This is a genomic window from Hallella seregens ATCC 51272, assembly GCF_000518545.1.
Lineage (GTDB): Bacteria > Bacteroidota > Bacteroidia > Bacteroidales > Bacteroidaceae > Prevotella > Prevotella seregens.
Window position 1 is genome coordinate 159880 of sequence record NZ_KI912452.1, and the last position, 14150, is coordinate 174029.

Consider the following 14150-nt stretch of genomic DNA (forward strand, 5'->3'; position numbering starts at 1 on the left):
TGTGTAAATCCCTTGGCCTTTCAAAGATTTAACCATATCTTTGCATACGTTGTGCGGCAATAGCTCAGTTGGTAGACCCCGACCTTGCCAAGGTCGGGGTCGCGAGTTCGAGTCTCGTTTGCCGCTCAGGGTTAGATACAATCCGATGCCGCAATGGTGGAATTGGTAGACACGAGGGACTTAAAATCCCTTGGCCAGTAATGGCTGTGCGGGTTCGAGTCCCGCTCGCGGCACTTCCTAAATTTTTAGTCATTATGCGCAATCAACTAATTCTTTCTCTCTCTGTTTTCTCTGTGCTGACATTCTCAGCCTGTTCCAAACTGGGCCCCTTGTCGGCCGACCAGTTTACGGTAGATCCTAACCCGCTGGAGACACAGCATGGCCAAGTGCCGGCCACAGTCAATGGCACATTCCCTGCCAAGTATATGAAGACCAAGGCTGTGGTTACTGTGGTTCCCGAACTGCGTTACGGCAACGGACAGGTGGCCAAGGGACAGGGTACCACGTTCCAGGGCGAACGCGTCATGGGCAATGACCAGACCATCTCGTACAAAGTGGGTGGCCGCTACACCATGAAGACGACATTCGACTACGTGCCCGAGATGCAGCAGAGCGAAATGTATCTCACGTTTGATGCTCGTCTGGGCAAGAAGAAAGTGAACGTGCCAGCAGTCAAGGTGGCCACGGGTGTTCTTGCCACAGCCGAGCTTTACCGCCAGACCATGATGAATGCCGGCGGCTGCATTGCTCCCGACTCTTTCCAGCGTGTGAAGGCCCAAAAGACCGAAGCCAACATCAAGTTCCTTGTGAACCAGGCCAACCTGCGCAAGAGCGAGCTGAAGAACAGTTCGGTGAAAGAATTCATCAACATGCTCAAGCAGATCAATGCCGACCGCGAGGGTCTCAACCTGCGTAATGTAGAGGTGTCGGCCTATGCCTCGCCAGAGGGTGGTTTCAGCTTCAACGACAAGCTGGCCGGCAAGCGTCAGAACACCAGTGAGAACTATGTGAAGCAGCAACTCAAGGCAGCCCAGTTGGGCGACGCTAACGTTGATGCCCACTATACTGCCCAGGATTGGGATGGATTCAAGCGCCTCGTGCAGGCCAGCAACATTCAGGACAAGAACGTTATCTTGCGTGTGCTGGAAATGTATAAGGATCCCGAGGAGCGCGAGCGTCAGATTCGTAACATGAGCGAGGGCTTCCGCGAACTGGCCGACGGTATTTTGCCCGAGTTGCGTCGTAGCCGTCTCATCATCAATTATGAGACCGTGGGCCGTTCCGACGACCAGATCAAGGAGCAGTACGCCAGTGATCCCACTCGGCTGAGCGCCGACGAGCTGCTTTATGCCGCCAGTCTGGAGCAAGATGCCAGCAAGAAGGAAGCCATCTACAAGAAAGCAACCGAGCTTTACGGCAACGACTATCGTGCTTACAACAACTTGGCTGCGTTGGCATTCAACCGTGGCGATGAGACGACAGCCAAGTCGTACATCAACCAGGCTATGGGCAAGAATACCAAGGCTCCTGAGGCCAATGCCAATCTGGGACTCATTGCCCTGCGCCACGGCAACCTGCAGGAGGCCGAGAGCTGCCTGGCCAATGCCATTGATGCCAACGGATTTGGCGAGGCTCTGGGCAACCTGAATATTGCCAAGGGCAACTACGACACAGCTGTGCGCAACTTTGACAACTCAAAGTCGAACAGTGCCGCACTGGCCCAGCTGCTCAACAAGGACTATGCCTCGGCGGCCGCTACGCTGAAAGCTGTGAAAAATCCCGATGCCATGACCGACTATCTGATGGCCATTGTACAGAACCGCCAGGGCAATGTAGCTTCTGCACGCGAGTATCTGCAGAAAGCTACGTCGGCCGATGCTGCTCTGGCTGCTTATGCTGTCAAGGATTTGGAATTTGCCAACTTGAAGTAAGCAGTTCTATACCATGGTTCGGCCCTGTGATTTGATGCCGGGCGTGTATGCGCCTTTCACAGTTATTATATCATAAAGGAAAGAAGGTCGCTTGGGCGGCCTCTTTCCGTTCTATACTTACATCTTATGTGCTTTCAGCGGCATGAGCGTCATGTATAAATCTCTTCTTTTCTGCTCTCTTGCACTTTTGCTGGTTTCTTGTGGTGTGGACAGCAAGCATTTCAAGATAGAAGGCCGTTTCCTCCACATGAATCAGGGCGAACTCTATGTCTATGGTGGCGATGGTTCGGTGGACGGCATTGACACCATCAAGGTGGAGGGCGGCCGCTTTGCCTATGAAATGCCCTGTGAGCATGCCAGTACGCTTATGCTGGTGTTCCCCAACTTTTCCGAACAACCCATTTTTGCCGAGCCGGGCAAGTCGGTCGACATAGACGGTGACGCCTCACACTTGAAAGAACTAAAGGTGAAGGGCACCGACGACAACGAACTGATGACAAAGTTCCGCCAGCAGATAGCCAATGCCTCTCCGCCAGAGACCAAACGGTATGCCCGACAGTTCTGCGAGGATCATCCGGAGTCGGCAGTGAGTGTGTATCTGGTGAGGCGATACTTCGTGGCCGCAGTCGAGCCCGATTATCGTCAGGCCGTTACCCTCATCCGGATGATGGAGCCCAGGCAGCCCGCCAATGGCCAGTTGGTGCACATGAAACAGTTGCTCAAGGCTCTGGGCTCCACGGGTGTGGGAGCTGCATTGCCGGCCTTTACCGCTTACGACATGAACGGACGGCTGGTCTCATCAGCCGACCTTTCTGCAGGGCTGGTCGTGGTCTGCACATGGGCCTCGTGGAGTTATGAGAGCACAGACATGCTACGCCAGATTCACCAGCTACAACGGAGCTCCCAAGGGAGGCTTAAGGTGGTTTCGATTTCACTGGATGCGGGTAAACAGGACTGCCGCCCTACGCTGAAGAACGACAGCATATCCTGGCCCAACATCTGTGATGGCATGATGTTCGACGGCAAGACGGTGCAGCACCTGGGGCTGAAGTCCGTGCCGGACAACCTGCTGCTGCGCAATGGCCGCATCATTGCACGCAGTCTTTCCCCACAAGAACTGCAACAAAAAATCAAACAGAATTTGTAACGCCACTCTTTTCCACGGAAATTCCTGTCCCTATGCTTGTCAAAACCTATAGCGCCGCAGTGAATGGCCTCGACGTAACACCTGTTACCATTGAGGTGAGCCTTACCCGGGGCGTGATGTATCATCTCACGGGGCTGGGCGATGAGGCCGTGCGCGAGGGTCGCGACCGTATCTCAGCCGCCATGCTGCACAACGGATTCCACTTTCCAAAGGCCGACATCACCGTCAACATGGCTCCGGCCGACCTGCGCAAGGAGGGAAGCAGCTTCGACCTGCCATTGGCCATCGCCATCCTTGCGGCCGACGGACAGGTGCCGACCGACGGGCTCGACCGTTATATGATGGTGGGCGAGCTGGGACTCGACGGTAAGCTGCAGCCGGCCAAGGGGGTGCTGCCCATTGCCATCAAGGCCAGGGCCGAACACTACAAAGGACTTATCGTGCCTCGCGAGAACGTGCGCGAGGCCGCCATCGTGAACCAACTGGAGGTGTATGGCATGGACACAATGGCTGCCGTCATCGGGTTCCTGACGGGCCGGACGCCTTGCGAACCCACCGAAGTGGACACGCGGCGCGAGTTTTACGAGCAGCAATACAATTTCGACCTCGACTTTGCCGACGTGCGTGGCCAGGAGAATGTGAAACGGGCACTCGAGGTGGCGGCTGCCGGAGGCCACAACCTCATTATGATTGGTCCTCCGGGTAGCGGTAAGAGCATGATGGCGAAGCGGCTGCCCTCCATACTACCGCCGCTGACACTGTCCGAGAGCCTGGAGACCACGCAGATACACTCGGTGGCCGGACTGCTGGCCCGCCAGTCGGCACTTATCTCGCAACGACCTTTCAGGTCGCCGCATCACACCATATCCGAGGTGGCCCTTGTAGGGGGAGGAATGAATCCTATGCCCGGCGAAATCAGTCAGGCCCATAATGGCGTGCTCTTCTGCGACGAGCTTCCCGAGTTCAGCAAGCACACCCTGGAAGTGTTGCGCCAGCCGCTCGAAGACCGTGTCATTACCATTAGCCGGGCCAAATATTCGGTGACCTTTCCGTGCAGTTTTATGTTTGTGGCCAGCATGAATCCCTGTCCCTGCGGCTACTATGGAGACCCGACCCACCACTGCGTGTGCACGCCGGGACAAATACAGAAATACCTGAACAAGATTTCAGGGCCGCTTATGGACCGTATCGACATTCAGTGCGAGATAGCCGCCCTGCCGTTCAAGGACATCAGTAAGGCGGCCCCGGGTGAGCCGAGTGCATGTATCCGTGAGCGGGTGATTGCCGCCCGGGCCATGCAGACCGAACGATTCAAGGAATACAAGGACGTGCACTGCAATGCGCAGATGACCGAACGTATGATTCACCGCTATGCGGAGCCCGACGACCAGGGGCTGGAGTTGTTGCGCGTGGCCATGGAGCGGTTGTCGCTCTCGGCGCGGGCCTACAGTCGCATTCTCAAGGTGGCCCGCACCATTGCCGACCTGGCCGGAGCAGAGCACGTGGGCAACGGCCATTTGGCCGAAGCCATCGGCTATCGAAACCTCGACCGCGGCGACTGGGCCGAGCGGGGATTATAATCAGGAACATCAACCAATCACGAACGATACAATGAAACAAACCATCAAACTATTCGCCGTCTTGTTAGCTTGCGTGCTCCCGCAGGGGCTTTGTGCCAAAACCAAGACGAAGACCGCGGTCAGTGACCGCCAGTATTGGTGCCAGCAGGCCTACAAGATGGCGCAGCCCGTGCTGGAAAACATGGCCAAAGGCGAACTGCAGAAGAACATGCTGCTCGAGGTGAGCCCCAACTGGGACGGCCGATCGAAGAATGTGGCCTACATGGAGTGCTTCGGGCGGCTCATGGCTGGCATTGCACCTTGGCTCTCGCTGCCCGACGACGACACGCCCGAGGGCAAGCAGCGGCGGCAACTGCGCACATGGGCGCTGGCCAGCTACAAGAATGCCGTGGACCCGCAGAGCCCCGATTATCTGGCCTGGAGGGGACACGGCCAGACACTTGTGGATGCCGCCTACGTGGCAGAGAGCTTTATCCGTGGCTTCGAGGCCCTTTGGGAACCGCTCGACACGGTGACCAAGCGACGCTATGTGGAGGAGTTCACACAGCTGCGCCGCGTGGATCCGCCTTATACCAATTGGTTCCTCTTCAGCTCGACCATTGAGAGTTTTCTGGCCAAGATCAAGGCACCCTACGATGAGTTCCGGGTGAACACGGCCTGCCGCAAGGTGGAGGAGTGGTATGTGGGCGACGGTTGGTACAGCGACGGCTCGGAGTTTGCCTTCGATTACTACAGTAGCTACGTGTTCCACCCGATGTATCTGGAGACGCTGCAGAACATGGTGGACGCCCGTGCCAGCACGCGTCTGGACTATCAGAAATACCGCGACCGAGAATTGAGGCGGGCACAGAAGTTCGCCATCATACTGGAACGCTTTATCTCGCCCGAGGGCACATTCCCCGTCTTTGGCCGTTCCACGCCTTACCGGCTGGCCGCCATGCAGCCATTGGCGTTGATGGCCTGGTACCAGCAATTGCCCAAAGACCTGAGCAACGGACAGGTGAGGGCTGCACTCACGCAGACGATGCACCGCATGTTCGACCATCAGAACAATTACAATGCCGCAGGATTCCTGACCATAGGGTTCTGCGGGGCCCAACCGGGCACGGCCGACTGGTACACCAACAATGGTTCGCTCTATATGTGCTCGCTCTGCTTCATGCCGTTGGGATTGCCGGCCGACGCGCCTTTCTGGGCCGATGCCCCGCAACCTTGGACGCAGGTGAAGGCTTGGGGCGGGCAGCCTTTCCCCAAGGACCACCGATGGGGCGACAACATTCAGACCAAAGACAAGTGGTAGGCTTACGTGCCTACCGCTTATTTGCTTTTTTCCTAATATTCATTCACCCATTTAACACTAAGAACTATGAGAAAACATCTGTATTCGGCAGCCGCTGGCCTGGCGATGGCGAGCCTTGCGGCCATGTGCCTTGTGGGCTGCGGCACGAAAAAGGCAGCCTCGGAGATGGCTGCACGGCAGGAAACCACGGTGTTGTCGCCCGAAAAATCCTTGCCGGAGGTAGCCTCCAATCCCGGTTTTATAACCATCCTTGAGGCTGCAGAAGCTGTGATAAATCCTGGAAAACTCGACGAGGTGGCCAGGAAATATGGTTACAAAACGGTTGAAAATTATGAGGTTTCCCGGCTGGGCACTTATGAGAAGATGCTCTATAAAAACTGTATTCTTGGCAAGTCGCTGGGCCATGGAACCTATGCCGACACACCGCGGGCACTGAAAAAAGGCACGTCAAGCTATGTGGCTACGGCGCATGAAACAGTCATCGTCGGAGTGTTCAACCTTGCGGCCTACCAGAATTTGCTGAACCAACTTCAGGCTGCGGGCTACAGGCTGGCCTCGAAAGGCTATGAAGACCGATACACCAATGGGATGATCGATGCCTATTGTTATGCCGAACGCAAGACGATTCGGCTGCAAAGGGCGCAACCGTAAAGCGGATTTCCACGACGGGACACCTCATGGATTTGGTGATTCGCCACCTTTCAATAGGATATAAAGGCCGGAGTGTAGGCAGTGAGCTCGATGGCAGCGTGCCCGGCGGGCAACTGACGTGCCTGCTGGGAGTGAACGGCGTTGGCAAGTCGACCCTGCTGCGCACGCTGGCTGGACTGCAGCCGGCCTTGTCTGGAGAGGTGGAACTGTCGTCGGACGACGGCGGCCGGGTGGTCATGAACGAGCTGTCGAAGCAGGAAATGGCCCGAAATGTGGCCGTGGTGCTGACCGAACAGCCCGACGTGCAACACGTCACCGTGGGCGATATGGTGGGCATGGGGCGGATGCCTTACACCGGATTCTTTGGAAGATTACGCCGAGAAGACCGCCGGATTGTGGCGGAATCGCTGCGCCTTACCGGGCTAAACGCCTTTGCTTTACGGCAGTTTGGCGCGCTGAGTGACGGCGAACGGCAAAAGGTGATGATAGCCAAGGCTCTGGCCCAGCAGACTCCTGTTGTTCTGTTGGACGAGCCTACGGCCTTTCTTGACTATCCCAGCAAGGTGGAAATGATGAGGTTGTTGCGGCGGTTGGCGGGGGAGACGGGAAAGACCATCCTGCTTTCCACACACGACATAGACTTGGCCCTGCGCTTTGCCGACCGGCAATTGCTGCTCGACGGCAGTGGTCTGCGTGAGATTGGAAAGGAGGAACTTCGGCAATACATGGTCAGAACGCAGTCGCAGGGTGGTGCTGGCTCTTCCGCATCACTTGGTGAATGTCTTTGAGCGTACGGTCGAAGGGGCCGCTGTGTTCCAGTTTGAGCGTGCACATGGCAGCGGCAAACCGGCCGGACTCCTCGACGTTCATGCCTTGGGAACGGCAATAAAGATAGCCGGTGGAGTAGGTGTCGCCGCAGCCTGTGGCGTCGACGACCTTGGCGGGCCGGTAGGCCGGTATCTCATGGAACCGGCCGTCGGCATAGATGAGCGAGCCGTAGCTGCCTAATGTGATGACAATTTCGCGCACGCCATACTCTGCCAGTTGCAGAGCTACGGTGCGGGGGTTCTTGGAATTGGTGATGACCTCCATCTCGTGCTCGTTGAGTTTTAGGATGTCGGTGCAGGAAAGGATGTCTTTCTTGTCGGCCCAGTCGGTGGCATGCACCTGCTCTCCGACGACCTTGCGCAGGTAGCCCTGCACGTCTATCGAGACAAAGCCTTGTGTGGACAAGTATTTCACGACCTCCGGGGAGAAGTCGTCGTTGAGCAGACTGCCCAGATGGAACACCTTGGCTTCGAGCGGACGCATCTCTTCGATGGTGAAAGGATCGGCCTTGGCCAGCACCCGCTGCGTGCGGTTGTTGGTGTTCTCGCCGTACTTGTTCTCAAAGTACACCGTGTGGCGGCTGGAGTAGCACACGACGTCTACTCCGCTCTGTTGCAGCTTTTCCACTTCGGCCAGCTGTCCTCTTCCCACTTTGGTAACCAGCTGGTAGGATACTTTCGGGGGCAGTTGGCAGATGCCGTAGGACATGTAAAAGGAGGTGCCACCGGCCATGTGGACTGTACTCTCGGGGGTGATGATTTTATCGCGGGTGATATGCCCGATGCAACAGAGATCTTTCATCGGCAGATAATGTTTAGATTGCAAAGATAATAAAAATCTTTGAACCTTGCACTTTGAGCTTTGAACTTTATGTTGCGCCATGTCATAAAGTTCAAAGCTCAAAGTGCAAGGTTCAATGCCCAATGCTTCCGGTTTCAGGGCATGGGCTGCAGGCCTTCCCACCGCACGTCCCAGTCTTTGGGGAATCCCGGGTTGGGCCCCAGCGTGCAGCCGTCCCATCCGGCAGCCATCATGGCTACGGCCGTGAGCAGTCCGCCGTTGCCGGGCATGTAGACCCGCAGACGCTGATCTTGGTAGTTATGGCCGTTGACAAGGTAGGTGTTCTTCTGCTGGGGCATGAGCAATGCGTCGACGGCACGCGACGGTTCGCCCAGTCGGGCACAGGTCATGGCCGTCATGGGAAAGTCCCATCCCCAGGAAGTCGCCCAGTTCCAGTGGTTCCAAATCCAATCGAGTGTCTTGTGCATGATGCGTGGGTCTACCAGTCTGCTCTCGGGCAGTATTCCCAATGCCCCGAGCAGGGCGGGATGGTCGCTGGTAAAGCGGGTGTTGGTATAGGTCTGGGTGGCAGTCTCGGCGGCCAGATAGAGGCTGTCGGCATTGAATGCCAAGGGAGACAGACGGGCGATGATGCTGTCCCAGCCCTGCCGGCGTCCTTTTCCTTCACGCTCCCGCCACAGCTGTGCCATTTGGAGTGTGGTCAGCCAGTAATTCAGTTCAAAGGGAGGGTTTACGGTAGAGTCGGCGTTCAGCGTCTCCTGAGCAGGTATGCAGCCGCGCAGGATGTAGCGGTGTCTGAGGGTGTCGAGTTCGGCAAAGTCGGACATAAACTCGGCCGTTTCTTCTACCAGACGGCCGTATTTTTTCAGCAAGGCGTCTTCTTTCTTAGGAGAGGTGGCATCGAAAGGCTTGGCAGGACTGGGCCGGCTTGCCTGTTGACGGCGGTCAATGCCGGTTTCCTTGGAAGTGAAATGGAGTGGATGGCGACTCCTGTACAACAACTCTGCCAGATAAATCAAATGCGGCTGCTGCCAAATCAGATAGCTGCCCACATTGGAAGGGGCTTCGGATGCACTGGGGTCGGTCATTTTCATCCATCTGATTCCCTTGAATCCTTGTCGGCGGGCAATGGCTTGAGCTTTGTTTTCAGCTTCCAAATGCCAGGTCAGCGGACGGTCGAGAAGTTCGGGTCTGCCCCAAAGCGGCCAATGAGCCAAGTGCCACCAGGTCATCTCCAGATGGAACTTGCCGAACCAGCTGTTATAGGTAAGGCCGGTTTCCTGAGGTGGATATTGTCCGCACTCCTGGGCTCCCATGAGATATTGGCTGAGAATGATGCGTCGCTCCAGCTCTCTGGCGCGCGTATCCTGCACGTGCCCTATGTCGATGAAGCCGCCTTGGTTCCAGTATTTGGCCCAGTGGGTGGCGGATGCCTCGCCCCATTGGGCAAAAGACTGCCATGGGGTGGAGGGCTGTTCTTCTGTCTGCACAAACTCGCACTGTAACTGAAGGTCGCCTTGTTTGCAGTTGATTTTGAGCGTGTGTGGGGCGGTCTGCGACAGGGTTGCGTCACCTTTCCATGTCACTCGCAAGGCATAGCGTGTGTCATCTACTTGTCGGGTGATAAGGCATGAATGGCCGTTTTGCCGAAAAGTGGTTTGGTGGCGTTGGGCTTGAGTCCAGTCGCATGCGTCATCGCTGTGTCCGCCGGTGGGATAGGCGAAGCGAAAGAGAATGGAAAACTCGCCGTCAGACTGTACATGGGTGGCTATGAGGTCCTGATGCGGGGCGCACAGCGTCTCAACTTCATAATGTTGGGTGTCGTAGACAAATCGGCTGCGCACTTTGCCCGTCCAAAGCTCGAGGGTCTCGTCAATATGGTGAAGTTTTGCAGGAGAGGCAAGGTCAAGCCCGATATTTCCCAAATGCAGCCGGTGCGGATTCTCGCGTAAATAGTTGGCAGCATCCCTTTGGCGTCCCGGTTGCCTGAATTGTGCGGCATAAACTTCCTGATGGCCCCGCCCGAAGTCTTTCTCCAGCCACGCGTCACGCTCTTGGTAAGCATTAGGATTAGGAAAAGCGTGCCAGCCCCAATCGCTGAACGTGCCCAGGCACACGCCATTGTGGTAGGTTTCGGGGAAAGTCTGTAGGCCGGTGGCATCCACGGTGAATGCAAACCCACCGTTGCCCACAGTGAGCGATGCCAGCGAATCGATGCGGGTGATATGCGGGTTGTGGCGGCTCACCACGGCCTGTCGGACAATGGGAGCCCAGCGTTTTTCCTTTTTTTGATCGTTGTTTGGGACTTGTTGAGGTTGCTGCCGGGGCTTCCTTTTACTATTGTCGGCCTTTGTATATGGAAAATGTGAGGTGTGGATACTTGGCTGGATAGACTGGGTTTTAAGCATGTTGCGGCACGTCTTAGCCTCCAAGGACATGCCTGTCCATGGCAGCAAAACGAAAGCAAAGAGAAGATATTTGTTCATAGAATCCTTGATTAATAGTTTGCTTTGGGCAAAAATACAAATAATAATTCGTTCTTCTGCAGAATTTCGCTGTAAATCTTTGCGCCCATCAATAGAATTTCGCTGTAAATCTTTGCACTCATCAATAGAATTCCTCCATAATTTTTTGCCATTCCGAAATTTCCTTGTACCTTTGTACGCACATTTGCCCAGATGGCGGAATAGGTAGACGCGCTGGTCTCAAACACCAGTGCCGCAAGGCATCCCGGTTCGAGCCCGGGTCTGGGTACTATAAATCCCTTGTAAGTCTTTGATTTACAAGGGATTTTTCTTTTTCAACATGTACTAAAAGTGTACTTTATAGCAGAAGTATAAGAAACGTGTATTAAGACTGTATTCTACATAGTTTATTTAGATTTAATTAACGATAATCATTTCCTTTTATTCTGTTTCCTTCCAATTATTGCTATTATCTGCTGGTGATGTGTTACCTTTGCAAAGGTACTTACCTTATATTAAAAAATTATATGGAAGATAATAGACTTGAAATACAACTAACCAAGATACAAAGTTTCGTGGACCACTGCGTTATGCAAACTTTCAATATTCTCATTGGAAATGTCATGAGAAAAAAAGAATGTATAAGCTTAATACTTCTTAAAGAAATGTTGCAGAATGAGTTTTTGCAAATTACTGATAATCTATCCTCTATATACATGAAGTCCCCAGCCCTTTCGTGTGTAGAAGAATCTTATAAAGAAAATAATTTCTTATGGGATAGCACTTTCTATGATTCATTGAATAAAGAGCAAAAGGGAAAGTATTATAGCTTTGATTTGACTACGTTTGATTATAGTAAGTATGTTGAGAATCACACTTTGTACGATGAAGTCCTTCCGATGTTTTCATCGCTCATTGATGCAATTCTTTATGAACGTTATGCAAATTATCTAAAATATGAGATTGAAAAGATAGAAATAAGCGAAATCAAGAATTCTTTTCAACGCCATTCTACAATTGTCTATGATGACATCGATCCAAGCCAGCCAAAAGAAAAACCTGTGATTGTTGGCAATGAAATTAATCCTTTCAAATCTGATTTTTCGGAAGAACAGATTGAAATACTAACTGATTGCATCAATGATGTTAAACTTTTTACGACCAGTGTTTCACCAAAGATTACTAAAAATTTATTTGATTGTAATCTGAAAGGAGTACTAAAATCAAACAATAACCGACTACTTGCGTATCTCATGCAAAGTCTTAATCTTCGGGGATACGTTACTAATGAATGGCAGTCTACCATTGCACGCAGTAAACTCATATTGGGAAAAACCAAAGAAACACCATTAACACGAACTGACCTTTCCACTGCAACAGATCAAATCAACATGAAGCAGCCGAAAGGATGGGAAATCATAGATAAATACATCAAACAACTGAAAAAAGAGTGAGCATAGGTTGATACGTCAAACATTGCTCAATGCCAGTTCTTTTTATCGTTTTTAATTTTGCCCTCGTTAACAGCAACGAGGGTGCGCACCCTCTATCGTTTTACCAAACAAATAAAAAATATGGAAAAGACCATAGAGGAACGAGTTTACGAACTCGAACAACTTCTCTTTACAAACAAAAATGTGCTTAGCTTTGATGAAGCAAGCAAGTTTCTTAACCTCTCAAAGAGTTATCTCTACAAGCTCACATCGGGCAATCTGATTCCTCATTATAAGCCACAAGGTAAGATGCTTTATTTTGAGAAAGCAGAACTCGAAGCATGGCTGCGTCAGAATCCTATCAAGACTTCTGCGCAAATAGCCCAAGAAGCACAGAGATATATTATGGGTAGCAAACCTTTAATGCAGAAGTAAGGCTATGGAAAACGAGAACTTTATTCGTGTTGGCACAACCTTGTATAAGATTGTGAACCAACCTCGCATCAGTGGCGGTTTTGTAAAGAAGCGTATAGTATGGAATAATGAAACGCTACGCCAGGACTATGGCAAGGACTTCATTGCCACCGTCCCAAAGTACGATGGTTTCTGCACTGTTCCTAATCATGTCAACTACCAACCAGTGGTTGATAAGTTCCTAAATCTCTATGAGCCGATAGGACACCAACCAAAAGAAGGAGAGTTTCCGCACGTTGAATCCCTGATAAGACACATCTTCGGGGAACAATACGAGCTGGGCATGGATTACTTGCAATTGCTCTATCTCCAACCCGTGCAGAAACTCCCCATTCTCTTGATGGTATCAGAAGAACGCAATACAGGTAAGAGTACGTTCCTTAACTTTCTCAAAGCTGTTTTCCAAAACAATGTAACGTTCAATACCAACGAGGATTTTCGCAGTCAGTTTAACGCAGACTGGGCAGGTAAACTACTTATTGTGGTGGATGAAGTATTGCTTAACCGTAGAGAAGATAGTGAAAGATTGAAAAACCTTAGCACAACACTTTCCTATAAGGTGGAAGCCAAGGGCAAAGACCGAGATGAAATCTCCTTCTTTGCCAAGTTCGTGCTGTGTTCCAATAACGAGTTGCTCCCTGTCATTATAGACATAGGAGAAACCCGATATTGGGTAAGGAAGATAAATCGTCTGGAGGGTGACGATACAGAGTTTCTTCAGAAATTGAAAGCAGAGATACCTGCCTTTCTTTATTTTCTTCAGCATCGCACGCTGTCTACCCAAAAGGAAAGCCGTATGTGGTTTGCACCCAAGCTGACTTTTACACCAGCCTTGCAACGCATTATCCGTAATAACAGAAACAAGCTGGAACTAGAAATGTCAGAGTTGTGTCTTGACATCATGGAAACAAACAATGTCGAGGAAGTCTCTTTCTGTATCAATGATATGATGCCTCTTTTAAGTAACACACAATGTAGGTATGACAAGGGGCAGATAAGGAGAGTTGTACAGGATATCTGGAAGCTCACACCTGTGTCCAATACGCTGACCTACACTACGTATCAACTTAGTTACAACACCCTGCAATATTACTCTCCTATTCGAAGGACAGGAAGGTTTTATACAATCACCGAGGAGCAACTCAAGAGTTTATAAAAACATTATACCCATTATTTTGATGAAATGATGAATAGATTATATAAAGCTTTCAGTACAAGTCGTTTACGTTCTCATCTTTTATTCATCGTGGATATTCTGCTGATGAAAAAAGAAAAGGATGATATTCTTCTTTTCGTCAGCAATTCTATTTTGAAGAATAGTATGATGAGGGCATGATGAGTTCTCAACTATTTGATAACCATATAGATAAAATCAAATTCATCAAATCATCAAATTTTTCATCACTTTAACTTCCATATAATTATGAATATTGACCAAATAAAAAAGATAAAGTTGCAGGAATTTCTTGCAACAATAGACTGCAAACCCGTAAAACAGTATGGTGTGAACCTCATGTACCTATCACCACTTAGAACGGAG

Annotated in this window: 11 protein-coding genes, 3 tRNA genes and 1 pseudogene; 13 read left to right on the forward strand and 2 right to left on the reverse strand. The window is 51.7% G+C overall.

The window, feature by feature from the left end:
* Positions 1 to 53 precede the first annotated feature (53 nt).
* The 8 genes from L888_RS0112420 (at position 54) to L888_RS0112455 (ending at position 7397) form a co-directional block, all read left to right on the forward strand.
* A tRNA-Gly gene (locus L888_RS0112420) sits at positions 54 to 126 on the forward strand.
* A gap of 21 nt (positions 127 to 147) precedes the next feature.
* Positions 148 to 233, forward strand: a tRNA-Leu gene (locus tag L888_RS0112425).
* Between the two features lie 21 nt (positions 234 to 254).
* The gene (locus L888_RS0112430; protein WP_027953123.1) at positions 255 to 1931 is read left to right on the forward strand and encodes a tetratricopeptide repeat protein; all 1677 of its coding nucleotides are present in this window, start codon (positions 255 to 257) and stop codon (positions 1929 to 1931) included.
* A gap of 142 nt (positions 1932 to 2073) precedes the next feature.
* A complete protein-coding gene (locus L888_RS0112435; RefSeq protein ID WP_044249453.1) occupies positions 2074 to 3078 on the forward strand; it encodes a TlpA disulfide reductase family protein in 1005 nt (334 codons plus the stop codon).
* 32 nt (positions 3079 to 3110) lie between these two features.
* Positions 3111 to 4658 carry a YifB family Mg chelatase-like AAA ATPase gene (locus L888_RS0112440; protein ID WP_005845105.1) on the forward strand — a complete coding sequence of 516 codons (1548 nt, stop codon included), beginning with the start codon at positions 3111 to 3113 and terminating at the stop codon, positions 4656 to 4658.
* Positions 4659 to 4689: 31 nt separating this feature from the next.
* Entirely contained in the window at positions 4690 to 5958 is a 1269-nt protein-coding gene (locus L888_RS0112445; protein WP_027953125.1) for a DUF2264 domain-containing protein, read from the forward strand.
* Between the two features lie 66 nt (positions 5959 to 6024).
* Positions 6025 to 6609: a hypothetical protein gene (locus tag L888_RS0112450; RefSeq protein ID WP_005845103.1), complete on the forward strand. Its 585-nt coding sequence runs from the start codon at positions 6025 to 6027 to the stop codon at positions 6607 to 6609.
* Between the two features lie 26 nt (positions 6610 to 6635).
* Positions 6636 to 7397: an ABC transporter ATP-binding protein gene (locus L888_RS0112455; RefSeq protein ID WP_027953126.1), complete on the forward strand. Its 762-nt coding sequence runs from the start codon at positions 6636 to 6638 to the stop codon at positions 7395 to 7397.
* Here L888_RS0112455 and L888_RS0112460 read toward each other — a convergent pair.
* Together L888_RS0112460 and L888_RS0112465 are read right to left on the reverse strand one after the other, a co-directional pair.
* The gene (locus tag L888_RS0112460; RefSeq protein WP_005845100.1) at positions 7339 to 8238 is read right to left on the reverse strand and encodes a PfkB family carbohydrate kinase; all 900 of its coding nucleotides are present in this window, start codon (positions 8236 to 8238) and stop codon (positions 7339 to 7341) included. The genes L888_RS0112455 and L888_RS0112460 overlap by 59 nt on opposite strands.
* A 134-nt stretch (positions 8239 to 8372) precedes the next feature.
* Complete coding sequence (locus L888_RS0112465) at positions 8373 to 10724, reverse strand: hypothetical protein (RefSeq protein ID WP_027953127.1); 2352 nt, start codon at positions 10722 to 10724, stop codon at positions 8373 to 8375.
* Positions 10725 to 10910: 186 nt separating this feature from the next.
* Here L888_RS0112465 and L888_RS0112475 point away from each other — a divergent pair.
* The 5 genes and pseudogenes from L888_RS0112475 to L888_RS14980 all read left to right on the forward strand — a co-directional run.
* Positions 10911 to 10992, forward strand: a tRNA-Leu gene (locus tag L888_RS0112475).
* 238 nt (positions 10993 to 11230) lie between these two features.
* On the forward strand, positions 11231 to 12157 hold the full coding sequence (locus L888_RS0112480; RefSeq protein WP_027953128.1) for a hypothetical protein: 927 nt from the start codon (positions 11231 to 11233) through the stop codon (positions 12155 to 12157).
* 120 nt (positions 12158 to 12277) lie between these two features.
* Complete coding sequence (locus tag L888_RS0112485; RefSeq protein ID WP_004344933.1) at positions 12278 to 12571, forward strand: helix-turn-helix domain-containing protein; 294 nt, start codon at positions 12278 to 12280, stop codon at positions 12569 to 12571.
* Between the two features lie 4 nt (positions 12572 to 12575).
* The gene (locus L888_RS0112490; protein WP_027953129.1) at positions 12576 to 13766 is read left to right on the forward strand and encodes a primase-helicase family protein; all 1191 of its coding nucleotides are present in this window, start codon (positions 12576 to 12578) and stop codon (positions 13764 to 13766) included.
* Between the two features lie 267 nt (positions 13767 to 14033).
* Positions 14034 to 14150 (forward strand): annotated as a pseudogene (locus L888_RS14980) (toprim domain-containing protein); the annotation flags it as partial.